This window comes from Dyadobacter jejuensis, assembly GCF_003149085.1.
Classification (GTDB): domain Bacteria; phylum Bacteroidota; class Bacteroidia; order Cytophagales; family Spirosomataceae; genus Dyadobacter; species Dyadobacter jejuensis.
The window spans coordinates 480,426-503,150 of sequence record NZ_QGDT01000004.1 but is presented as its reverse complement, the minus strand read 5'-3'; the positions used below and the strand labels follow the sequence as shown (position 1 = coordinate 503,150).

The window sequence follows — 22,725 nt, the reverse complement described above, 5'->3', positions numbered from 1 at the left end:
TGAACTGAATTTTCTCCTTTTTGCTCTCATAGTTCCACTAATTTAAGATTAAAAATTAAATTTTAACAGTGGCCCTAATTCTGGGGAGTATTATATTCGGTCATAGTGTGTTATTAAAAAGGGACGTCGCTGTTCAAAAGCTTAATCCATTGTCAGAAGGATTGAAACCCCCTTCTGTGATGAAGTGAGTACGCCAACCTACACGGTTCAAAAGCTTAATCCATTGTCAGAAGGATTGAAACGCTCTCCCGCGTTTTTGCGGGATCGGCAAGCCAATTTAAATGCATATTCCATTGCTAAATAATCTGAAATCGCTCCCGCATCCTGCGGGATGGACAAGCCAGTTCAAAAGCTTAATCCATTGTCAGAAGGATTGAAACCGGAAAACTAGAGTTACCATTACAGTCAGTCGATTAGCGTTCAAAAGCTTAATCCATTGTCAGCAGGATTGAAACATGGGAGCAATGTGACCAATAATAACATATGGGCTGAGTTCAAAAGCTTAATCCATTGTCAGAAGGATTGAAACAAATACACACACTATGTCAGTAAGGGCAACAGATTTGTTCAAAAGCTTAATCCATTGTCAGAAGGATTGAAACGCTCTCCCACGTTTTTGCGGGATCGGCAAGCCAATTTAAATGCATATTCCATTGCTAAATAATCTGAAATCGCTCCCGCATCCTGCGGGATGGACAAGCCAGTTCAAAAGCCTAATCCATTATCAGAAGGTTTCAAACACCCTCCCACATCGACAAGCCACATAAAATATTTATGCCCTAAATTGCTACTCCCTAACACTCAATCCACCGTCCATTTCTCCAGCAACTTCTTGGTGGTATTCGCCACATAGCGATTGGGGTCCGATAAAAGTCTTTCCAAATTTTTATAAACAATAGGATTGGCCATGTTCGGAGCCGAAAATAGCTTATAAACATAACCCAAGGCTGTGGCATTGAGCTGCCCGGCTTGGTAGTAGCCCAGGAGTTGGATTAGCACTTGGTCGTATACAGTTTCGGCCTCTGCCAGTTTCCATAGCATGTCCAGCTTTTTTAGATCGTCCAACTGGGGTATCTGGTTTACGAATGCTAGTTGGCTTCCCTCCTTGCTGAGAGCCTGAGGGTGTATCGCTTCCATCGCCAGACTGGCCACTGTTTCGTTTGAGGAGGTCAATTGGGTCAATAGCCGATCGAAGAAGGGAACGGAATTCCCAGGATGATCCGCCACGTAGCCCAATGCCCATATGGGGTATATCGAGTCCTCGTTAGTCAATGCCAACCTCAAATAAGCCTCGCTGGCCCTTTCGGCTATTAAGGCTTTGATCCTACTTTGGGTGGGTCCGTAAACGATATGCCATAAGGTATAACAGGTATAAACCGCCTCACTGACTACATATTCACTCAAAGACTTCTGAGTCGCTCCTGTTTTACCATCGATGGTTTCGTCTGTTTCCACCACCAAGTCTTCCATTCCCAGCTCCCTAAAAATAGAATTCGCATCGGCTAAAATTCCGTTTAACTTGGCGTAATCTTCAGAGTCAAACGAGGTATGGTCTGTTTTGGTTAGGGGCTCGTTATCGATCAATTCAAAACGTTGATAGTTACCCACTCCATCCCAGAAAAGCCGGATATTCACCATCTTGCATTGCTCGGAGGTGCATACGGCCCTATTGACGTCCTGACTAAACCAATTTGAAAGTCCATTTTCCGACTGGCTTTCGGTAATAGTTATCTTCTCCAAAGAGTCTACAGGGTTAATAAAAACGTGCGTTAACAGCAGATCGTTTCCCGCAAATCCTGGAGAAATACCCATGTAATATAACAGAACAAGCCTTACCCATAACGGGGTGTCAAGCTTTTTAAGAAAACCATCGTACCATTTCATTTTAGCGTTCCTCTCTCTATTGAACATATTATTTCATGGCTCTCTTGATAACAGATCGATTTACAACGATTACAGACTCCATTTTACTTCTGCCCAATCTACTTCTTGAGGCAAGCGGTTAGAACCTGCGGCCATGGCGCCCAGTCGGCCTGCAGCTTCGCCCATCACAACCGAATTGCCCGTTACCCGATAGCTAGAGTGAGCGATAAAATCACCGCTGATACAGCGCCCAGCCATCATAAGTCCCTCCACATCCTTGGCAATCATGGCCCTTATGGGGATATCGTAGGGAACTGCCTTTACACCTCTATTATACTTCTTATTATTTTCATCATCTTTTTTGACAGAATGCACATCCACCCCAAAAGTAACCCTACACACTGCATCCTGATGCCGTGCTCCCTGTATGAGGTCCTCGGCTGTAACGGTATATAGCCCATGAATTCTACGACTCTCCCTCACACCAATTTGCTCGGCGGTAGATACAATTCGAAAATTCTGCCAGATACCACCCAATGAACGCAACCCATTGACGATTTGATGTACTTCGGCCCGGGCTTTAAGGGTGGCTAGGCTAATCTGCTTCGCATCATAGCCCAGATACCCATATTCATGATTGGCCATTAACATAAACAAATCCTGGTGTATGGGGTACAAACCAGGCAGACTATAAGAGGGCTTCACACCACTACGAATGATTTCGGCCTCGAGTCTTTTTTTGGAGGGCGACCGTAATTTACTATCCTGGGCATCGCGCACAAAGGGTTTGATATCCTCATAATGTACCCCGCCCACTAGGGCTAGTAGGCTCATGGGCTGTCCTTCGCCCTCACTACTGCCATAGTCATACCCACAGCCTGCCTGCTGTGCCACATCTCCATCACCTGTACAATCTATAAAAATTTTTGCTGCCCAGGCCTCCCGTCCCGACTTCGACTCGGTAAGCACATGGGTAAGTCGGCCGTTTTGCACGGCTGTAGATACCACTCGGGTATGTAAACGAACCGTGACGTCCGCCTCCACACAATAGGCCTCCAGGATGGCCTTCATGATTTCGGCATCAAAGGCATAGCTCGATCCACTATCTACCGTCCCTGCCCCTCCTAGCTGAGCCAAATCCCTTTTAATTTCGTTGATGAAGCCCGATTTATTTTGGTTATCGAGTATCCAGGTCAGGTTACCGGCGGTCCATACACCTCCGAGGCAGCCATGTACCTCTAGTAAGAGGGTCTTGGCTCCATTTCGTCCGGCCTCAATGGCAGCAGCTACGCCAGCTGGTCCGGCACCACAGACGATCACGTCGTAATCGCCCGCTATGGGAATGGTTCGCTGTGGCTCTACCAGCCCTTCCTTTTTTACTTCAGCAATGGCCTCACTGAATGGAAGAATAGCACCGAATAGTGCAGCGTTAATGAAGGTTCTTCTTTCCATGATGGTTAGGTCGTTTTTGTACTATTGGTTTGCCAGCAATCCTAAGGTTGAGGATTGAACTTTAAAAAACTTACTTATTTCCATGTTCACAGCTGATATCGTTTATACCTTCAATGGAGACCGAAGGAAAGTCCATCATCAGCGCAAGCGTAGAACCTATTGGGCAATGCTATCCTGGAGATTTTCAGAAGAAGTCATAAAAACTATTTAAAAAAAACAGCTTTATGACTTCTCTGAACACGTTCTATTTACACGACTTCATTCCATTTCACGGCCTTGGGGAGTCGGTTTGTTGCCGTCGCTTTGGCAGCAACTTTACCGGCTGCTTCCCCCATGGGCACGGCGTTCCCGGTAACTCTGTAGCTCGCGTGGGCATAAAAATCACCACTAATGCAACGGCCCGCCATCATCAAGTTATCGAAATCTTTGGCGATCAGGGAGCGCAAGGGGATCTGGTAGGGTTTCATTTTTACTCCTGAATTACTATACCCGCCCCCCTCGATCTTTTCAAGGGCATGGACATCGACGGTAAATTTAACATCACAGACCCCGTCCGGAAACTGAGCGCCCTTTAGCAAGTCTTCCTTCGAAAGCATATACAGGCCATGAATCCGCCGTCCCTCTCTTATCCCTATTTGGGCCGCGGAGGTGGCTATTCTCACATTCGACCATATTCCTCCTGTAGCTCTTAACCCTGCAATTACCTTATTAATTTCATTTCGCGCTTCCATGGTCGCCTTAGAAATCGCATCGGCATCTATGGCCGACACCCCATATTGGTGGTTCATCATAAGGGCTATGGTATCGGGCCGAATGGTAAAGAAACTCGGCATGCTGTAACTGGTGTCTATGCCAATTTTCATTATATCGGCATGTAACTTTTTCTTCCCTTCGGTGGTGGGCGATCCATTTCTTCCCAGGCCTCTTATATACCCTTCTTTTAACAGATCTGAATCTTTTAACCCACTCAAAATCACCATCAAAGACATCGGCTGAACCCTTCCTGTCGTGGGCTCTCCCATGTCGAATCCGCAGCCAGCGGTAGCGGCAAGGTCACCGTTACCAGTGGCATCGATAAACACCTTGGCTTTCCATGCCTCACGCCCTGAAAAGCTCTCGGTGGTAATGAAGTCGATTTGCTTATTTTTGTCTGAATATGCACCTGTTACCCGAGTATGCAGCCTTATCTCGACACCGGCCTCCCGGCACATTTCTTCCAAAACCCATTTCATTTGTTCCGCATCGTATTTCTTGGCGGTAAGTTGGGCGTCGGTCTGGTCTAGGCGATAGATAAGCTCCTTCATGATCCCACTCTTGTTTTCATGGTCAATGATATTGCTCAACAGACCTGAGGTCCAAATTCCTCCTAAACAACCATGCAGTTCAATCAAGGTCGTTTTGGCACCCGATCGAGCGGCACTTAAGGCCGCCGCAAACCCAGCAGGCCCCCCACCGCACACGATCACGTCGGTGTCCCGAACAACCGTCAGACTTTTCTTGGGTTCCTCCACCATTCCCTCTTTATTTTTCCGGGGAGTGGGCGATGCTCCTAATCCTATATTTTGCAAAAGCATGGGGCCAAATAGGCCTGCCTTAATTAGATTCCGTCTTTTCATCATTTAAGTCATTTCAAAAGTTGATACTAAATCAAAACCCACAAGATTAATCTTCCTATTCTATCCGCATTAGCGCTGGGATAGAAGCGACTGTATCGTATTATTTAGCCCAGAATACTTTGGTTCGGGGTTCCAGAGCCGAAATATTGTCAATATCGGTGGGTGTATTGATGTTACGGGTAATTTCTGTAACGGGGTATGGAAGGCGGGTGGCACTACCTGTGGGGTCGGTTACTTCAAACACCCCTGTCCTTCTTACGTCATTATACATTTCGATCGGTTGAAACTGATATAAGTAGATATACTTCTGCTTAATAATATCGGCTAAGGTAAGGGCATCACTTCCAGGGAATACTTTAGGTAAAGCCTTATAGGCATCCATTTTCTCATCACTCAGGCTTACCGACGGCCGGTAGTCGCCGGCATGTTTCAGGGCTAGGTCTACGGCCATTTCATAGGCGGCGTTGGCCTTCGTTTTATCCCCAAGCCGTAAGTAAGCCTCACTCTCTATGAATTTGAGTTCGACGAAGGTTAATAAAGGCATAGGGGAATCAAAATATTTCATAAGTTCGGGCTTAGAATAATAGGCTCCGTCCAGCCTCGGCTCACCAAAATCGGCTCTTGCCGTTCCGTTAGGAGCCGATATTATCGCCCCATTGACCTTGGTGAACCAAATGGCGGCACGTGGGTCATCGTCGGCCTTTCCACTTTCCCCAAAGCTGGCCATGCTATTGTAAATTCCATTTCCTACACTCGAGCCCGGCTGGCTATTATTGACCACCGAAAATGGGTTTCCATTGGTCTGGATATCTGCAAATTTTGAAAATATGAGACTCTCCGAATCACTATTGAATGACTGAGATATCGCAGCCAGGGCATTGTTGGCGGAGGTGGTGCCATCCAGATTACTGAGCCGATTATATAGCCTCGCTTTGAGTCCATAGGCCGTTTTGATCCATAAAGTTTTATCCCCTTCAAAATACATATCATCCATTTTGGGCACCAAGGGTCCAGAGTCCTTGCCGAGATTGACAATAGCCTCATCCAATATTTTTTGTATTTCGGCATATACCTGTTGGGATGGATCGAAAGACGGATTAATGATGTCGTCGCGAAGGGCCTCCGAAAAAGGGATATCGCCAAATAGATCCGTTAAAGTGGCCAGGTTCATGGCCCGTAACACATCGGCAATGCCTGCATACGTATACGCTTCGCTTTCAAGCGCTCTTTCTTTAATGATCGACAGATCGTTCAGCGCCAGATACCCCTGGTCCCACACCTGAGAGCCTAAGCCTTGTACATTTTGAAGTATATTATTCCCTAAAACGAAGGTATTGGCTTCCGATAGGTAATAGGAGTTCAGCGCAGTACCCCCACCGGCTACTTCAGTTACGTAGCTCATCTGCACCTGTGGTAGGATCGTTTTTAGCGGGGCGTCATTGACCTGATTAGGGTTCGTATCAATATCGTTCAATACCGCATCGCTACAAGAAGCAATAAAGAACAAGCTCATTACAATAAATATCTGTATTTTTTTCATCTTGATTCAGTTTTAAAATTTCAACCGTATACCTGCTCCATAACTTTTTGTTTGAGGTATTTGAGACACTTCAATACCTTGTGAATTTGGGTTGGCATAGGACCCTTCGGAGATATTCACCTCAGGGTCAGTGAATGCCTTGGTGATTATAAAGAGATTTCTCCCCGTGAAATAAATGGAGGCGTTGCTAATCTTGAGGTTCTTGATCCATTTAGATGGCAAATTATAGTTGAGGCCTAATTCCCTAAATCGGATAAAAGAGGCATCACTCAAGCTCGCTTCGGTATTGGGCCATAATCTGTTGAAGTAGTTAACATCCTTCTTGATGAGTATGTCGTTATCGCCTACAATTTCCACGGCTCCGTTGGCCACTGTGCCTTTCTTACCTTCGGGTACAAATTCCGTCTCCCGATCTCTTGTATCGCCGGCCAACCCTCTTCTTCTCGACTCGTTAAGCGAATGGTTGTATATCAGTCCTCCTTTGCGCCAATCGACTTGGGCGGTCAATCTAAACCCTTTGAATGAAAGGTTATTGATAAAGCTCATTTCAAAGTCAGGCGTAGGGGTACCTATTACTTTTTGTGTATTATTGATAATAGGCAAGCCGTAGTCTACCTTCGTTTGATCACTTTGATAGACGATCTGATTGCTTTCGGGATCTCTCAAATAGGAAGTACCTACAAACTGAGGATATACGCTGCCCACTTCCGCGACTAGCGTAACTACGCCACTCGAAATATTCACGCGCTGCGTGCCCCCATAAAGCTCCAATACCTTACTTTTATAGGTAGTAAAATTGGTGTTAAATTCCCATTTAAAATCTTTACTTTGGATGGGTATCAGCGAAAGTACCACTTCATGACCATTATTACGGATCTTACCGCCGTTCCTGATTTCATTGGAAGCACCGGTGGTTATCGCGACTGGCACATTAAATATTTGTCCGTCCGATTTGCCATCGAAATAGGTATAATCAACAGTAACCCTATCGTTAAAAAATCTGAAATCTCCACCTATTTCGAAGGTACGGGTATTTTCAGGTACTAAGCCGGGGTTGATCCGTGTAGCGCTTTGGGTCCAGCTTACTAATCCTTGGTAAGGAAAAACAAATGAACCTGGCCGGTTGGTAGTAAAACCCCTGCCGTTTACATAAATGGGCCCAGCCTGGCCAACCTCAGCCAGGGTCGCCCTTAGTTTGGCAAAAGAAAATACCGCTTTGGTTTGAGGTAATAGCTCCGTCACAATCGCACTGGCCCCTATAGAAGGATAGAAAAACGACCTGTTTCCAGTGGGCATATTGGATACAATGTCATTCCGGCCCGAGGCATTCAAATAGATTTTATCATTCCAACCAATGTTAATGTTCGAGTAAAACCCGACGATCCGTTGTCTGCTGGTGCTATTACTGCCTGTAATTAAAGTTGCATTGGCCAGATTGGGCCAGTTGCCCACTACCAGATTAGACCCCGTGGTATTAACACCCCTGTAATTGCTATCGTACACTTCATTACCGATGATGGCGTCAATATTCCAAACCTTATTGATCACTTTGTTATAATTCACAAACAAATTGGAATTCAATTGATTGGAGAATTTTGTATTCATATACAGATCCCCTCCGCTGGGTGGGTTGGTCCTACCGCGGGTAGCGAAGCCAAGCTCTCTGTAATCGTCGCTTATGGTGGTGTAATGGTCTACCCCTACGCGGTAATTCAAAGCCAAGTCGGGAGTCACCTTATAGTTGAGCAGGATATTCCCCATGGTCCGTTTGGTGTTTTCATTCCTAAAGGTATTATTGATGACCCAGTAGGGGTTATTTTGGGATACCCGGTAGAATATCTGCTGGTAGGGATCGCTAGGATCGGCATAGGGCTTACCCGCAAGGTTATAGGAAGGAGGTGTCTCGGTAACGCCCCTAAAAATATTATCATTGCCACCCAATTCCGGAAAATCGTCCACCTTGAGATCAGAATAATTAAAAGAAATGGAGGTGGTTAAGTTTTTCAGCAACTTCAAGTCCCCGTTGAACTTAATATTGTTTCGGGACATGGAGGAGTTAGGTACAATACCCTTTTGATCGTTTCTGCCTATGCCAATCATGAAATTCCCATAATCACCCGAATTCGAAAAGCTCAGATTTGAATTCATGGTATACCCATTTTGGAAAAACGCCTTATCATTATCATACACCGCCGGTTCTTCCTGTTGGCCTAGCTGGTTGGTATAGGTGGACATGGTGCTTATCCTAGGCCCCCATGTAAAAATAGAATTAGGGTTAAAGACTCCATTATCCCCCTGAGCGAACTCCATCTGGAGGTCTGGTAGCATGCCAATCTGATCGACACTGAAATGCGTGTCGAAGCTAACGGTAGGCTTTCCATTGCTCGCCGAACCATTTTTAGTCGTAATCACGACCACCCCATTGGAGGCCCTCAATCCATATAAGGCCGATGCAGCAGGCCCTTTTAGCACGTTCATGGTCTCGATATCATTCGGATTCAGGTCGATCACCCGATCCCCACCCGAAATCGGTAGGCCATCTATCACATACAGGGGAGCATTATTCCCTGACAATGACCGACTTCCCCTAATCCTAATTCCAGGCGACTTTCCCGGCATTCCACTATTAAGACTTACCGTTACACCGGCAACCTTTCCTTGAAGCCCTCCCAGTACGTTGGGATTCCCCGCACCAGACACGGCTTGCCCAGTGATTTGTTGGGTCGAATAAGTGAGGGACTTTTGCACCTTCTTAATACCAAATGCAGTGACGACCACTTCATCAAAAGTCTTGGCGTCAATCGCCAATTTTACTTCCACAAAGCTTTCTGCCCCGACGGTCACATCCTTGGAAATGTACCCTACAAAAGAAAATGTTAGAACCGCATCCTTGTCGGGCACCTCTATGTTAAAGCCACCTTCCACGTCGGTAAGTGTTCCTATCTGGGTGTTTTTTACCCGAATACTCACACCGGGCAGGCCCTCTCCCTTTTCGTCGGTCACACGCCCATTCACTACTTTTTTGGGAGCCTCTGTGGCAGGAGGATCGACTTTGGGAGCCGCCGTTTTGGGTTTGACGACGATCGTCTTATCTACGAGCTCATAAGTGAATGGCTGCTGGCGAAAACACTCCTCAAGAACGTCCTCAATGGACCCTCCTGTCACATTCATGGTCACAGGTTTGGCTTGTTTTAGCAATTCATCATTATATATAAATTGATAGCCACTGCGCTTTTTGATCATTTTAATCACCTGTTGCATAGGCGCTTTCTCCACAGACAGGGTTATTTTTTGCGAAAGTGCCGACCCGCTAACCTGAATACAGACGATCATAAGTAAGAGAGCAGATAATTTCATTCTGAGTAGCAGTTTAAGTGAAAGGGGAGTTTGTCTCCATCCACTTTTGAAGTGAAACTTTTTATTCATAGTTTTACATGGTTTGGGTTTAAAAATGTTTATGGTTAGCACTATATATTAATCTACAGGCCCATACTTCACCGATAGCGTTGCACCGCTATCGGTTTTTTTAGGTCTACAGTATTTTAAATCAATGTTTTTTCTCTTGAATAGAAACTTTGTTTCCTTCAATTTTAAACTTCAACTCTCCCGATAATTCTAACATTCTAAGCACATTCGACAGGCTCGTATTCCTAGAGATATAGGCCGTAAAATGTGTGTCAGGAATGGCATGTTCGTCTTCAAGTTCGATGTCATACCACCGTTTCAACTGCCGTAAAATCGACTCCAGACTTTCACTTTCGAACTGGAAATACCCATTCTTCCAGGCAACGGCTTGGTCGGGATCAATATCGATCACCCTAATATCCCCACTTCCTACTGCTTGCTGCCCAGGTTTTAGGGTTCTTTTATTAGCACCACTGCCCACTTTTACCGCACCTTCTAGCAGGGTAGTCCGATTGGCTCCTTCATTGGTATAGGCCATTACGTTAAAGTGAGTCCCCAATACCTCAATATCCGTCTGTAACGTACTTACTAAGAAAGGCTTGTTCGAGTCATGTTCTATTTCAAAATAGCCCTCTCCAGTCAACTTCACCACTCTTTTAGGGCCGTTAAAGGCGGTGGGAAAATATAGGGAAGATTCCGAATTGAGCCATACCTTGCTTCCATCTGGGAGGATCACATGGTACTGCCCGCCCACAGGCGTGCGGATGGTGTTGTAAGTTACCGGAGCTTTCTCCTCCACATTCAGCATTTCATACACCACCTGCCCCTGCCTTTTACTGATGCGTATCCCACCTTCCTGCTTAACCGTACCATCGGTCATATCCTCCAGCGAAAGGACCGATCCATCGGCTAGGGTTAAGGTGGCGTGATCCCCTCCAGGCAGTACATCATTTTTAGGTTCTGGGACCTGCTCCTGCGAAATATCAGAACGCTCCTTAGTATACGTATTTAAAACAAAAACGTAGCTAAGTACCATCAGTAGCACTGCGGCGGCCGCATATTTCCAGTATTTCCAGATACTCCATTTACTTCGATCGGAAGCCGTATGGAGCTCTTTAGAAATATTCTCCCAGGCTTGTGTTTTGTCGACGGTAGAAAAAAAGTAAAGGTCTTTGGACAAAGTCTCTTCATCTTCCAGCTCATCGAGCAGCCGCTGGTTATTAGGATCTTCTTCTAACCAGTTGCGCAGCTCCACTTGCTCGCTAAAGGTTAATTCCCCTTTTAGGTACCGAGCAATCATCTGTGCTTTTAAAAATTCATTTTCCATTGACCTTTCAAATTCTCTTACACTCCTAAGACGACTTCAAAATGAAAAGGGGTGAAAGACAACTATACTTTTTTTGTTTTTTTTTGAAGAATAAGAAGAGCGATCATCCTAGAATCAGTTTTAAGCTGCAAACGTCACGCCTTTATATATCATTTTGAGAGATAATTTTTATGGTATAAAGTACCATCTGATTGACGTTTAAGTTAGCGCTGTTACAGCGCTCCTGCAGCGCGTGAGCTAACCGGCCGAAGCACTGTCCTGCGGAATCCGCAGACTACAACTCAGCGGGTAGTATTTGCAAAAATACCAACAAGGCACTAGGTGCCAGCTTGAGTCTTAACAGTTGAAGTGCTCGCTGTTTTTGTGTCTTTACCGTATTGACAGACACTCCCAGTTCTTCCGATATTTCCAAATTTTTCTTTCCTTGCCAATAGCTCATTTCCAATACTTGCCTACATCCTGCGGGTAGATTCTCGATGGCATTGAAAATTTCGGACAATACCTCCGAACGAATTATTTCATTCTCTACCAACCTATCGTCTATCGGGTCGGCGTCCAACTGATCTCTATGCTTTTTAATCACCGTTCGGTGCTTCAACAGATCCATGCATGAATGGCGGACAGTCGTATATAAATAGCTCTTTATGGCATTTAACTCCCCTTGTACAGTATCTCTACCCTTCCAATAACTGATAAATGCATTTTGTACGATATCCTCCGCTTCTTCCTTATCCCCGATGAGCTTAAAGGAAAAATACAACAAACCCGGATAATTTTGGTCAAACAAAGTGGCAAAAGATAAATCATGCACTACACCGCCATTTGAACCTATTGGCATATCGTCCAATGAATTCATGATAGACAAGGTTTAAGAATAGTCGAGCAGCGATTTCAGCCTTCCACGACATCCCATCATTAATATATCTATAAAAGTACTAATTTTTATAAATATAACAACAAACTATTCGATATTACGTTGTCCGCCAATATTTAACCAAGGTATCACTTATCAGTACCACCATTCACGAAGAAAATACGTCCTTACCCCGTTCCCCTGGGGTAATGTCTGCTTACCGATACACAAATATGCAGGTCCCCCTATGCTTTTAGGGCTCACTCCTTCAAACGCTTCAAATCATATTCAAACACATGACCTAGATCGTCTGAGAAAAAAATAAGATAAGGATCGGAAGCAGAAAAGGCGGACTTACTGCTTGTGAGGTCCCCATTTTTACCGGTCGTATGCGTCTTTAGCCGCACCAACTCTTTAAATTCCCAGTTTTCGTTATTTCTAGTCACCTCATTGACCGAAATATGATATAGCCCATTGCTACGGTCTTTTACGGAGTGCATGGCATATATCCTTCCGTTTCGGATATGGTTGATAATGGGTCGGGAGGGCTGCTGGGGCTCAACAAGCGCTTGGTATGGAATATTGGACCAGTTCCCCGATGGAGAGCGGTAGCGGAAAACGAATTGAGGCTGGTGTACCTGATCAACGCTGTTCTTGGTAACCAGGGCCATGCTTCCATCCTCAAATACGGTGGCATTCAGATGATCATCTGCATTCTTATCGCCTTGCTCTATGACGATAGGCTTCGACCAGCTATTCACGGGATCCCGGTCCATATGTACACGTTCCATCATCGACTCAGTCTTTTGATTGGACCATATGACCGATATTTGATCTTTTAAACTTACGACTAGCGAAATATCGTCGGCATCTATATCCTGAGCCAACGGCTGCGGTGCCGACCAGGTAGCCCCATCCGCCGAATGCCATACCAGAATACTTTCGTTCCAATCGGAGGCCACCCAATACCGGCCATGAGAATCGTGGGTGATGGTGGCCGTCTCTATTTCCCGACAGCCAGCGGGCATTGGCAGGGTCGCAATTCCTTCGTGTATGTATTGTCCCTTAGCCTTGGAATAGCGCAGGTGGGCTACTTTCAACGCACACGCACCCACCAATAGCACATGCGCATCATCGCCATGAACATACACGTCGGCCTTGTTGGGCTGCCCCTTCCAAAGCGTATTGACCGACGACTGGGCCCGCCACTTGCTATCCTCTTTTTTCCAGAGCACGGGCCCCGCTCCATCGGCCACCACCAGCCACGACTGCCCGGCATGGGTCCACGACTTGGATTGGGGCTTGTCGGCGGTAGCATCCCCAAAGTTTACCGTTATGATTGGTTCCAAAAATATTTCAGGGACTTGATCCTGAGACAAACATGTCAAAAAAATAAGGAATAGCCCAATAGGCTGCAACAAAAGCGTAATCATTGGATAGGTCTAAGGGTTTTTAATAAGTAGTATAGTTATATACTCCAAATCGATCGATTGATACCAGTAGCCGATCCTTTACTTTTCAGACACCCCAACCTCCAGGCTCGTAGCCACCTGTAGTTGATACCAATCCCCCCCTTTCTTCATGACCATATTTCCTAGGTTCATGTAAAATGTTAGCCTACTCATGCATAGGAATGGAAAATCTCACGAGTATTCCTGAAGTTAGTAGAAGCAGACGTCAAGCAATTATATAACAACCAGATGACCAGGGCCATTACAGCCGATAGCTATTAGTAACGGAACCAGTCAGCTATAGTTCCTGTAATCAATCCTACTTCAATATGAAAAACCTCGTACTAGCGCTATTCTTTATCCTTCCTTATTCTGTTTACTCACAAGGTTTTATGCCAGGCTTCGATCGATTTTCGGGAAGAAAGACGGCCTATATCACCCTAAAAGATGGTCAAAAAATTGAGGGAAATATTAAGAAGATCAAACGAAAAAAGGGAAGCTTTCGGAAAATAAAAATTCTGAACGAAGGTAAAAAAGTGGAGTTTTCTCCAGATAACGTGGCTACTATGTACCTACCCGCCGATGGCCTCGAACGGCTCGCCCAAAGGCTGGATTATCTCGATAATGCAGCTACCTATAGCAATATGAGTTTGAATATGAAAACCATTAGTGAAGGATATGCCTATTTCGAAAGTACCGAAGTGATGGTTAACAAAAAAAAGACGCGACACTTAATGATGCAGCTGGTGAATCCGCATATGGGTAGTAAAATGAAAGTTTATTTTGACCCCGTAGCCAAAACGACCATGAAGGTAGGAGGTGGCATAGGACCGTCATTCGGTGGCGTAGATAAATCCTATTATTATAAACTGGGAGATGCCCCAGCAAGAAAAGTTCAAAAAAAGAATTATAAAAAAGAACTCAAAACAATGTATGGTGACTGTCCTACACTCCTTTCAAGGCTATCAGAAAAGCTTACCTGGTCAGGACTTGCAAAAGATGTAGATGAATACAGTCGCTGTGGTAATTCGGATGTCGTTTCGAAGTAAATACTACTCTGGGTGACGTGCTGTATGCAATCCTTGAAAAGGGACCAATTGGCACCATGGTCGCAATAAAAATGGATAGCCAACAGATATTATGGGAATACCTTTTGGAATCTTCGAGCGGGGGTTATTATCCAGAAACCATTAGAAATTTAATGTATGCACAAAATATGGTCCTGATTGACCAATCGGCAGGGATCGTGGGTATTGACGCCCAAACGGGTAAAGTAAGTGGTGTAAGCATCTATTTCGATGGTTTACTGGAAGGTCGTTGTATCGTGGTACTGAAAAGTGGTAAAACCATTCCGGCTCAATAGGGATCGATACGGATATCGACGCCGATACGATCCATTCAGCTCGGTATGCACTGAAAGTTGATACATGATTCAACGCCTTTCCTTATCGGTTTCTAAACAGCTTAAAACTAGCGTAGGAAATTACAAAGCCAGCGAGGCCTGCCAGCATGGCCAGGGCGGTGCCCCCTATAAAGTATTGAAGAAAATTAACATGAATCGATTCCAAGGTTAGGTCCTGAAAAGTGCTGAGCTGGACGCCATTTTTATAAAATAGCCCCCCGAAGCGGTAACTTCCATAAATGATCAGCGGAATCATGGGAGGAAGGCTGATATTGGCGGCAATCAGGAAGAGCACTTTATTCATCCTGAAGTAAATGGAAAGTGGAATTCCTAGTAATAACTGGAACCCCCAAATGGGCAGTATACCTATAAAAAAGCCGAAGCCGATAGAGATCGCCTTATTGAAGCTACTCTCCTCGGGCTTAAGGGCCTCTTGACGAATCATGGACCAAATGCCCTTTTCCAGTACGGTCTTTACGAGCCTTTTGGGCAGATAATAGAGTAAAGTAAGCGTTACCAGATATGTATTCAAAATACTGATCCGGCTAAAGTCCCGGAAAGGCCTGAAATGCGACACCCGCTCGTCCTTATCGTAGATAACACGTATATCGACCGGCACCACTGGTACATCTTTCCAAGCCAGCTTGACGATCACCTCTATTTCGGTTTCGAACTTGGAGGTATAGAGCCTTGTCGACTGCAGGGGTTTGAGGGGGTACAGCCTAAAGCCCGTTTGGGTGTCAGGGAGGGTGATGCCTGTTTCAACTTTAAACCAGAAATTGGAAAACTTATTGCCGAACGAGCTCTTGCCTGGAACCCCCTCCTGCTGCATATTTCGGGCCCCCATCACCAAGGCCCCAGGAATGGCCTTGGCTTTTTGAATAAACAAAGGGATGTCGTCCGGAATATGCTGCCCATCCGAATCGATGGTAATGACATTATCGAAGCCTTGCCGAATAGCCTCCTCGAAGCCCAGGCGTAGCGCCCTGCCCTTGCCCTTATTGACCTCATGATGTAGAATCGTGATGTCGGGGTGGAGCCCTTCTAATAGGGCCAAGGTACGGTCCGTGGAACCATCGTTGACCACGATTACCTCCGCATGGTCGGCATGCTGAAGCACTCCATCGAGTACCCGAAGTAGCGTAAGCTGGTTGTTATAAGTAGGGATCAACACACAGCACCTGATATCCTTGAGGCTCATGGGTAGGAGTAATAATTAGGGCATTTAAAATAGGACTGCAGCACGGATCCTAAACGTACGACGATTGCATTTTGAAATAAACCGTTTCACCATAGACGCCGGCAGCAGAAACTTCCAAAAATTCGCCATCGTTAAAGTTGATTTCCAGGTTTAAAACCGGTGTCTCAGTGGGATTTACAATTTGCAAAAACTTACAGGTTTTCATCGATTTCATTCGAAGCTTTCTGCCGAGCTGTTGTTGCAATGCTTCTTTGACAAAGTCCATCTGCACCACCCCGGGCGTAATGGGGTTACCAGGAAAGTGGCCCAGATACACCGCATGATCGGCATTGAGCCTTATGCTCGCAGTAAGAGAGGTATCCGTTCCCGCTAGGTTTTCGATACTATATAGGTGATTTAACAGGGTATTCATGGTGTATTGTGTTTATAGAAACATGGTCCGTAGGCGCTAACAGCACCCCTTAAAAGTCGTTAAAAAGCCGTTCCTCCACGGGTCTGTTCGTATGTTGGTCATAAAATTTCATTTCTCTGCTATCTCCTCGACTTTCTAGAAAGGTTAATCCCTCTAAAATACCTGTTTTTTTGTTAAAGAGCAGAGAAATTTCCTTGTAAACTGACTTTAGGCGTTTATTTTTAGGGAAAAGCTTTACCAAATAGTTGGTAGAATTCTCCAAATAGGTCTTGTCAAACCCCTTGTCTTCAGTAAAATCCCCATTGATCAATCCCAGGATTAGCGAACGAATTTGCTGTGCCATCCGCCCTCCTTCCATCGATTTCTGTTTGGTACCATCTTTAATTTTCACCCTATCCCCATTGATCAAGATCGTGTAGCTGGTAGGGCTTCGTTGCTCCCAGCGCATACGATCCTTCTTTTTAAAATAAAATACACCGCTAGACTTCTGCGTTCCCTTTAGAAGGGCTATTTGTTTTTCCTCGGTAAACTTAGCCTCGATGGTATTGGTCTTTTGTGCCGAAGCTTTTAGGAAAGCCACCAATTGCTGAGGGTTTTGAGCAGGCTTGTATTGTTGTGCCCAGCTGGGCAGGCACAGCAATAACAAGCCAAAGATCCAGATCTGCTTAAGATACATAAGGGGAAGTTTTGGTAACCCAGTCTAGGGTTTCTATCGCTATTTTTTTCTGTTCGCAATGCGCTACAATATCGTCAATGGCATCGGCCGTCACCGCCCTGTCGTCATGTAGCAAAATGATGTCCTTCTTTTTGATCTTGACCAATATCCGTTCTATCAACGCATATTTATTTTTGGCCTGAGTGTCGAGGCTCCTTAGCGACCAGCCTATCGAGAGCATCCCCATATCCTGGAGCACATCGGCATAGCGGGGGTTGGTGACCCCGAAGGGGGGTCTAAAATAATGCGGTACCTTGCCGGTTATCTGCTCTATTACCGCATTGCACCGTTCCAGATCGGCACGCAGGCGTTTTCTAGAAAAAAAGCCTATCAGATAATGATGACTATAAGAATGGTTGGCCACTATATGACCTTCGTCCACCATCTGCCTAATCAGTTCGGGATGCTGCTCGGCTTTTTTACCAATAACGAAAAAGGTAGCCTTCACTTCCTGTTCTTTGAGGGCAGCCAGTATTCGGGGCGTCTGCTCCGGGTCGGGACCATCGTCGAAGGTCAACGTCACGGAACTCCCTTTTCCTTTATGAATGGAGCTCAGGAAATAATTGGCCTCAATATTAAAAACTCCATAGACGGTCAGCGCCACATAGGCGACAATCACCGCCGCGAGGATATAATACAGGAATTCCGACTGCCAAAAGACAAATCCTAAGACAACCAATGTGGCTGCAAATAGAAAGGTAAATATATTATGCTTCACAATTTTTGAGTAGTATAAGCCCCAGACTGTTAGCGCTTAAATTGTTGATGATCAATGTATACCCTATCCGACGATCCATCTGCATCATATCTATGGCCATATGAAACCCGAAGGCGGAGGCGGAAGGATACAAACCACTATAATCGAGATAGGTGTGCTGCCGAGTACCTGCAAAAACCTTGCCAAAGGAGTCTAAACCCTGCTGCTGCATGGACAATGGCGTCATCAACAGGTCGATAGCTGGATAAGACAAATCATGTTCCTTTAAAAAATCGAAAACAATAGCTCCTCGGTCTTCTGCTCCAAAGTGAACCTTTACATCGATAATAGCCACAGTGGCCTCGGCCACCCTGGTATCTAGCATAAAAAAGCTAGCCCCCGATGTCAACACGGGCAGGCTTGCAGTAAGCAAGTTCCGAGACACTTCTTCCAAGAACGGGATGCTTTCGTCGGCCGCTCCCACCAGTACTAATTCCTGCCCTTCGTCGAGCAGTAAGCGGGCGTCGATAAGGGCATGTTCGAATGACAGGGTATTTTGAGTATGGGTCATGTTATACCCGTGGTTCTCCAAAATAAGCGATATTTGGCCGGCGATCGTATTATGCGTCGACTGGATAAACGCCGTTGGAGGTAGCATTCCCGTCAAGGTTAATGTATTTGTCAAAAATTTCTCCGTTTCCAATAGGCACCCCAAACCAGTACCCACTACTATGCTGTTGGGCTGGCCAGCGTCGGCCTGTAGGATCACGTCCTTGGCTGCTGCTACAGACATACGAAGTATCTTGCCCATGCGCCGCAGCAGGGCTCCTTCAATATATTCCTTATAATTGGGAGCAATGACCTCCCCAGCAACAGACAGCGGCGAAAGATCGGCCGCAAATCCCTTTTGCTGAAAACTGGGCTGGTGGGTTATTGATGAAGCGGCCTTTATATAATGCACAGTATCCTAGATTTATTCTGGTTCATGGCTTTCTTTTTATAGACTAAAATCCCCGAATTCACCTTCCTTAAGCCATGAAAGGTGTCTCCTTCGCCTCTATCAAAATTAGTGATGTTTTTGATTGTCTCCTTCCTCCAAAATTATCTTTTTGTTCTTTTTAACTATAAATAGTCTCCTCAAGCCGCTCAATACCCATTACTAGAGAATACCAAGGAAGAATTATTACCCCCAAAGCCAAAGGAATTGGAAAGCACCGATGTCAAATCCTGGCCGGTTTGCAGTTCAACGATTGGAGACAGCCCTGTCTCGGCCAATGGCGTGCTGAAATTGAGGTTCGGCAACAGCATCCCGTCCCTTAGGGCCAATACCGAATAAACGCCTTCTATGGCGGCGGCGGCGGCCAGGGTATGGCCCGTATAAGCCTTGGTAGAACTAAAAGGAGGCAACTTATCGCCAAAGATATTTTGCATCGCTATCGACTCCGACAGGTCGTTATTCTTGGTACCAGTACCATGTACATTGATATAGCTCACCTCCTCTGGGAATAGTCCAGCCTTTTGCAACGCTTGGCCAATGGCCAGAGTGGCACCCTTCCCATCGGGAGATGAGGCCGTTTGATGATAAGCATCGGCAGCATTGGCCCAGCCTGTCAGCCTACAAATGGGTAATCGGCCCGTAATTTCAATACTTTTTTCATTTTCGAGTACCATAAATGCCGCGCCTTCTCCCAAATTCAAGCCTACACGCGCGTCGTCGAAGGGCTTACACCAGGCCTCATCGTAGATCATTAACGACCTAAAGCCCTGGATCGTAAACATCGACAGCGGGTCGACCCCTCCTACCAGCACCCGGTCGAGACGGCCCTGCTGCAGGAGTCGTGCACCTAGCATAATGGCATTGGCACTAGAGGAACAAGCCGTGGAAATGGTGTTAACATAGCCCGTAAGGCCTAAGTCCTGGGCTATGACCTCCATCGTATAACCGCTATCATGGGTAATGAGGCTTTTGAAGTCCACCTTACGCCCCTGAAGATACTGCTTATAAAACTGCTCCGTCTGGTCCATCCCTCCTACCGAAGTAGCCCCAATAAAGCCTGTACGCAAGGAAGGATGAGACGACTGCCCATCCCAGGCTTCTCTGGCGGCCACCATCCCTAAGAGACTGGTGCGCGAATAGTAGCCATTGGGTAAGCGGAGGCGCTGTAGCAACTCCTGATCGCTTTGCTTTACCGCCCCCACCAAAAGGCCTTCAGGAAGGGTTTCGGAATAGGTCGTCCCTATACCACTTTGGCCTTCCACCAAAGCCCGGCGGTTTTCTTCCACTCCGCAGCCTATGGCCGACACGATCCCTAATCCTGTAATACTAATTTTCGCTGCTGGTACCATGAAAGTTACTGGGCGGTTTTCTGCTGAATATAGGCGGCCATAGTATCTACTGACTTAAAGGCCGTCTTGCCTTCTTCGGGATTGACAACCTGTATTCCATAGAACTTCTCCAGAAGCACGATGAGCTCCAGCGCATCGATAGAGTCCAATGCCAGTCCATCAGAAGCGAATAGCAGGGTATCATCGGCGATATCTTCGACGGCTACATCCTCCAAATTCAGTTGCTCAATAATCTGCTTTTTTAATTCTTGTTTTATCTGATCCATGATCGGTACGTTATAATTTCGATATTGAAGGCATAGGCTGCCGGTAAAGTTCATTTATGGCGGCCAAAGGAAGGGATCCCCCTTTACCCGTCGATTCCTCGGCTTCGGCAAGGAACAAAAACACATCGGTTTCCGTATCGGTTACTTCCAGCCACCCTCCTATTACGGCCTGGCATCCTTGCTGAATATGGCGCTGGGCATATTGGATAAAGAAATCGGGATCGAAGGCTGGAAGAACCACAAAGATATGATCCCCATACCACTTCTGCTGAATGGCTATTTCTCCCAACACAATATTGGGAAGGGTATACACGAATAATGCTGGACTAGGGGCGGCATGGTCGGCATAGCTGGCCTGAAAACGCAGATCGGAACCGGCACTAGCATGGCGGTTGGCCAGCACCAAGTCGACCCCTTCCTCGGAATAGTCCATGGGCAAGTCCCCTTCATGCTTCAAAAGTGCCAAGGCCAACACTCCGGCCTGTGCGAGCTGATCCATTTTATGGAATTTGGGATAGCTAAGCCCTACGAAATTGTAGATCTGACGAAGCCAGGAATACTCCGGATCGTCTGTTTTGGCAAGAACCGGCTTTCCGTTCACCCAACAGTCTTCTTTATTTATATGGCAATAACCCTTTATAACAGTCATAATTTCCGAACGATTAAGGCGGCATTCCCCCCTCCGAATCCAGAGGCCGTTTTGATAAAAGTGTTAATGGGTCCTTTACAGTTTTCGGTGAGGATAGGTAACGGCTTAGAGGTACCCAGGTTTTCGAAGCCTTCGCTACGAACCATCAGTCCGTGGCGCATCATTTGCATGGTGGCGGCCGTTTCTAACACCCCGGCGCAGCCTAGGGTATGGCCAAAGTAACCTTTAAGACTCAGCGTAGGGCACTCCTGAAGCCCCAATCGGTTAAAGGCAATGGCCTCCATTTCGTCGTTATAGAGGGTAGCAGTGCCATGGGCCGACACTAGGTCGATATCCTCGGGCTGGCAACCTTGGCGCATTAGGGTGCGTCGTACGGCCCGCACCAGCCCTTCTCCGGTACGCGAGGGACCCGAGATATGGTTGGCATCGTTAGACGAGCTCCCTGCTAACAGCTCCAAAGGTGCTTCGGCAAAAATACTGCGGTCGTTACCCACCACTACGGCGGCACAGCCCTCCCCCAGGGTGATGCCCTTTCGGGCGGCATCGAAAGGCCGACAAGGCTTGTCACTAACGGCATATAAGGACTGAAACCCATTAACGACAAAGTCGGTTATCAGATCGACCCCGATGACGATCACCTGGTCAAACTGGCCGGCACCGACCAATTCATCTCCAAAATTGATCGCCTGAACCCCTGATATGCAGGCATTCGAGACGACTATAGGCTGATGAGCCAGTCCAAAATGAGTTTTAAACTTATTAAAAACGCCTCCAAAGGGATCGCGAATATCGGTATCCACTGCTCCTTTGGTAGCACTTACCACTACTTGAGTACGGGCACTCAGCATGATGGAGGGGTCCAGTTTCAACGCTACCTGCTGCATCCCTTCATATAATAGGCTCGTAAAGCGTCGGTCTTTCTCGATGGGATGAAACCGTGCCAAAAACAAGCCCTGGTGGTGCAGGCCGGCACCTGCCACCCAGGAAATTCCCGAACGGTTTTCTTTCAAAGCCGACCAGTTTTCCTCTGTGGTCGACCCCAAAGGGCTAATCATCGTTTCAGCGCCTATATAAATCATGGATATCGGTAGGTGGTTTTAGGACAAATGCTTTAATTTCCAATCTCTGTAAAAATCGGGGGTTAGCAGTTCCAACTCCCTGGTATTTTTGTCCAAGAATACTTGCATGGTACTACCGATGGCGCATATTTGCCCGGTTGTAATATTGATCACCTCATAGGAAAAAAGCACTTTGGCCGATTTAGCGGGTAGGTATTGTGTGATCACTCGTATTTTTTGGCCGTAATATACCGGAGCCTTATGCTCTATCTCCGACTTGACGATAGGAGTAAAATAACCTTTATCAAATATGGTGAGGTATTCAAGACCATATTCTTTTCCAAAAGCCTCTCGGCCATCTTCAAAAAATTTCAAATAATTCCCATGCCATACAACACCCATGGCGTCGGTTTCACTAAAGCGTATATCAATTTCTATCTCGGAAGAAAGCATCGTAAAGTTCTATAAAACG

Annotated in this window: 20 protein-coding genes; 2 read left to right on the top strand and 18 right to left on the bottom strand. The window is 46.2% G+C overall.

Annotated features, from left to right (window positions below; all coding sequences use genetic code 11):
- Nucleotides 1-801 precede the first annotated feature (801 nt).
- The 8 genes from CLV98_RS11305 to CLV98_RS11270 all read right to left on the bottom strand — a co-directional run bounded on the left by CLV98_RS11305 (nucleotide 802) and on the right by CLV98_RS11270 (nucleotide 13,405).
- The gene (locus tag CLV98_RS11305; protein WP_146202262.1) at nucleotides 802-1,911 is read right to left on the bottom strand and encodes a hypothetical protein; all 1,110 of its coding nucleotides are present in this window, start codon (nucleotides 1,909-1,911) and stop codon (nucleotides 802-804) included.
- Nucleotides 1,912-1,953: 42 nt separating this feature from the next.
- On the bottom strand, nucleotides 1,954-3,315 hold the full coding sequence (locus CLV98_RS11300) for an FAD-dependent oxidoreductase (RefSeq protein WP_109674408.1): 1,362 nt from the start codon (nucleotides 3,313-3,315) through the stop codon (nucleotides 1,954-1,956).
- Nucleotides 3,316-3,563: 248 nt separating this feature from the next.
- The gene (locus tag CLV98_RS11295; RefSeq protein ID WP_229203321.1) at nucleotides 3,564-4,934 is read right to left on the bottom strand and encodes an FAD-dependent oxidoreductase; all 1,371 of its coding nucleotides are present in this window, start codon (nucleotides 4,932-4,934) and stop codon (nucleotides 3,564-3,566) included.
- Nucleotides 4,935-5,031: 97 nt separating this feature from the next.
- Entirely contained in the window at nucleotides 5,032-6,471 is a 1,440-nt protein-coding gene (locus CLV98_RS11290; RefSeq protein ID WP_109674406.1) for a SusD/RagB family nutrient-binding outer membrane lipoprotein, read from the bottom strand.
- A 12-nt stretch (nucleotides 6,472-6,483) separates the two neighbouring features.
- Nucleotides 6,484-9,828 (bottom strand): SusC/RagA family TonB-linked outer membrane protein, encoded by a 3,345-nt coding sequence (locus CLV98_RS11285; RefSeq protein WP_158281233.1) that lies wholly within the window; start codon nucleotides 9,826-9,828, stop codon nucleotides 6,484-6,486.
- Between the two features lie 190 nt (nucleotides 9,829-10,018).
- Nucleotides 10,019-11,203, bottom strand: coding sequence for a FecR family protein (locus CLV98_RS11280; RefSeq protein WP_109674404.1), 1,185 nt, complete (start codon nucleotides 11,201-11,203; stop codon nucleotides 10,019-10,021).
- Between the two features lie 274 nt (nucleotides 11,204-11,477).
- Complete coding sequence (locus CLV98_RS11275; protein WP_109674403.1) at nucleotides 11,478-12,059, bottom strand: RNA polymerase sigma-70 factor; 582 nt, start codon at nucleotides 12,057-12,059, stop codon at nucleotides 11,478-11,480.
- 257 nt (nucleotides 12,060-12,316) lie between these two features.
- Nucleotides 12,317-13,405 carry a hypothetical protein gene (locus CLV98_RS11270; protein WP_146202261.1) on the bottom strand — a complete coding sequence of 363 codons (1,089 nt, stop codon included), beginning with the start codon at nucleotides 13,403-13,405 and terminating at the stop codon, nucleotides 12,317-12,319.
- A gap of 431 nt (nucleotides 13,406-13,836) precedes the next feature.
- Between CLV98_RS11270 and CLV98_RS11265 the strand changes: the two genes are divergently transcribed.
- Nucleotides 13,837-14,556 carry a hypothetical protein gene (locus CLV98_RS11265; RefSeq protein ID WP_109674401.1) on the top strand — a complete coding sequence of 240 codons (720 nt, stop codon included), beginning with the start codon at nucleotides 13,837-13,839 and terminating at the stop codon, nucleotides 14,554-14,556.
- A gap of 56 nt (nucleotides 14,557-14,612) precedes the next feature.
- The gene (locus CLV98_RS11260) at nucleotides 14,613-14,870 is read left to right on the top strand and encodes a hypothetical protein (RefSeq protein ID WP_146202260.1); all 258 of its coding nucleotides are present in this window, start codon (nucleotides 14,613-14,615) and stop codon (nucleotides 14,868-14,870) included.
- 82 nt (nucleotides 14,871-14,952) lie between these two features.
- Here CLV98_RS11260 and CLV98_RS11255 read toward each other — a convergent pair whose 3' ends face one another.
- From CLV98_RS11255 to CLV98_RS11210, 10 genes are all read right to left on the bottom strand, one after another.
- On the bottom strand, nucleotides 14,953-16,110 hold the full coding sequence (locus tag CLV98_RS11255) for a DUF2062 domain-containing protein (RefSeq protein ID WP_109674399.1): 1,158 nt from the start codon (nucleotides 16,108-16,110) through the stop codon (nucleotides 14,953-14,955).
- A 49-nt stretch (nucleotides 16,111-16,159) separates the two neighbouring features.
- Nucleotides 16,160-16,522 carry an ApeI family dehydratase gene (locus CLV98_RS11250; RefSeq protein WP_109674398.1) on the bottom strand — a complete coding sequence of 121 codons (363 nt, stop codon included), beginning with the start codon at nucleotides 16,520-16,522 and terminating at the stop codon, nucleotides 16,160-16,162.
- 49 nt (nucleotides 16,523-16,571) lie between these two features.
- Nucleotides 16,572-17,198: a flexirubin biosynthesis/transport protein LolA2 gene (gene lolA2, locus CLV98_RS11245; protein ID WP_109674397.1), complete on the bottom strand. Its 627-nt coding sequence runs from the start codon at nucleotides 17,196-17,198 to the stop codon at nucleotides 16,572-16,574.
- The gene (locus CLV98_RS11240; protein WP_109674396.1) at nucleotides 17,188-17,955 is read right to left on the bottom strand and encodes a polysaccharide deacetylase family protein; all 768 of its coding nucleotides are present in this window, start codon (nucleotides 17,953-17,955) and stop codon (nucleotides 17,188-17,190) included. Before CLV98_RS11240 ends, lolA2 begins: the two co-directional genes overlap by 11 nt.
- Nucleotides 17,945-18,895, bottom strand: coding sequence for a beta-ketoacyl synthase chain length factor (locus CLV98_RS11235; RefSeq protein ID WP_109674395.1), 951 nt, complete (start codon nucleotides 18,893-18,895; stop codon nucleotides 17,945-17,947). Before CLV98_RS11235 ends, CLV98_RS11240 begins: the two co-directional genes overlap by 11 nt.
- 185 nt (nucleotides 18,896-19,080) lie before the next feature.
- Nucleotides 19,081-20,280 carry a beta-ketoacyl-[acyl-carrier-protein] synthase family protein gene (locus tag CLV98_RS11230; protein WP_109674394.1) on the bottom strand — a complete coding sequence of 400 codons (1,200 nt, stop codon included), beginning with the start codon at nucleotides 20,278-20,280 and terminating at the stop codon, nucleotides 19,081-19,083.
- 5 nt (nucleotides 20,281-20,285) lie between these two features.
- Entirely contained in the window at nucleotides 20,286-20,546 is a 261-nt protein-coding gene (locus CLV98_RS11225; RefSeq protein ID WP_109674393.1) for a phosphopantetheine-binding protein, read from the bottom strand.
- 10 nt (nucleotides 20,547-20,556) lie between these two features.
- Nucleotides 20,557-21,195, bottom strand: coding sequence for a hypothetical protein (locus CLV98_RS11220; RefSeq protein ID WP_109674392.1), 639 nt, complete (start codon nucleotides 21,193-21,195; stop codon nucleotides 20,557-20,559).
- Nucleotides 21,192-22,274, bottom strand: coding sequence for a beta-ketoacyl synthase N-terminal-like domain-containing protein (locus CLV98_RS11215; RefSeq protein ID WP_109674391.1), 1,083 nt, complete (start codon nucleotides 22,272-22,274; stop codon nucleotides 21,192-21,194). The genes CLV98_RS11220 and CLV98_RS11215 overlap by 4 nt, the downstream gene beginning before the upstream one ends.
- 18 nt (nucleotides 22,275-22,292) lie before the next feature.
- Complete coding sequence (locus CLV98_RS11210) at nucleotides 22,293-22,706, bottom strand: acyl-CoA thioesterase (RefSeq protein ID WP_109674390.1); 414 nt, start codon at nucleotides 22,704-22,706, stop codon at nucleotides 22,293-22,295.
- Nucleotides 22,707-22,725: the final 19 nt, after the last annotated feature.

What these genes read in the sequence shown, in the direction of transcription:
- CLV98_RS11305 (WP_146202262.1), bottom strand. Translation starts at nt 1,911, where the DNA reads ATGTTCAATAGAGAGAGGAACGCTAAAATGAAATGGTACGATGGTTTT.
- CLV98_RS11300 (WP_109674408.1), bottom strand. Translation starts at nt 3,315, where the DNA reads ATGGAAAGAAGAACCTTCATTAACGCTGCACTATTCGGTGCTATTCTT.
- CLV98_RS11295 (WP_229203321.1), bottom strand. Translation starts at nt 4,934, where the DNA reads ATGATGAAAAGACGGAATCTAATTAAGGCAGGCCTATTTGGCCCCATG.
- CLV98_RS11290 (WP_109674406.1), bottom strand. Translation starts at nt 6,471, where the DNA reads ATGAAAAAAATACAGATATTTATTGTAATGAGCTTGTTCTTTATTGCT.
- CLV98_RS11285 (WP_158281233.1), bottom strand. Translation starts at nt 9,828, where the DNA reads ATGAAATTATCTGCTCTCTTACTTATGATCGTCTGTATTCAGGTTAGC.
- CLV98_RS11280 (WP_109674404.1), bottom strand. Translation starts at nt 11,203, where the DNA reads ATGGAAAATGAATTTTTAAAAGCACAGATGATTGCTCGGTACCTAAAA.
- CLV98_RS11275 (WP_109674403.1), bottom strand. Translation starts at nt 12,059, where the DNA reads ATGAATTCATTGGACGATATGCCAATAGGTTCAAATGGCGGTGTAGTG.
- CLV98_RS11265 (WP_109674401.1), top strand. Translation starts at nt 13,837, where the DNA reads ATGAAAAACCTCGTACTAGCGCTATTCTTTATCCTTCCTTATTCTGTT.
- CLV98_RS11260 (WP_146202260.1), top strand. Translation starts at nt 14,613, where the DNA reads ATGGTCGCAATAAAAATGGATAGCCAACAGATATTATGGGAATACCTT.
- CLV98_RS11255 (WP_109674399.1), bottom strand. Translation starts at nt 16,110, where the DNA reads ATGAGCCTCAAGGATATCAGGTGCTGTGTGTTGATCCCTACTTATAAC.
- CLV98_RS11250 (WP_109674398.1), bottom strand. Translation starts at nt 16,522, where the DNA reads ATGAATACCCTGTTAAATCACCTATATAGTATCGAAAACCTAGCGGGA.
- lolA2 (WP_109674397.1), bottom strand. Translation starts at nt 17,198, where the DNA reads ATGTATCTTAAGCAGATCTGGATCTTTGGCTTGTTATTGCTGTGCCTG.
- CLV98_RS11230 (WP_109674394.1), bottom strand. Translation starts at nt 20,280, where the DNA reads ATGGTACCAGCAGCGAAAATTAGTATTACAGGATTAGGGATCGTGTCG.
- CLV98_RS11225 (WP_109674393.1), bottom strand. Translation starts at nt 20,546, where the DNA reads ATGGATCAGATAAAACAAGAATTAAAAAAGCAGATTATTGAGCAACTG.
- CLV98_RS11220 (WP_109674392.1), bottom strand. Translation starts at nt 21,195, where the DNA reads ATGACTGTTATAAAGGGTTATTGCCATATAAATAAAGAAGACTGTTGG.
- CLV98_RS11215 (WP_109674391.1), bottom strand. Translation starts at nt 22,274, where the DNA reads ATGATTTATATAGGCGCTGAAACGATGATTAGCCCTTTGGGGTCGACC.
- CLV98_RS11210 (WP_109674390.1), bottom strand. Translation starts at nt 22,706, where the DNA reads ATGCTTTCTTCCGAGATAGAAATTGATATACGCTTTAGTGAAACCGAC.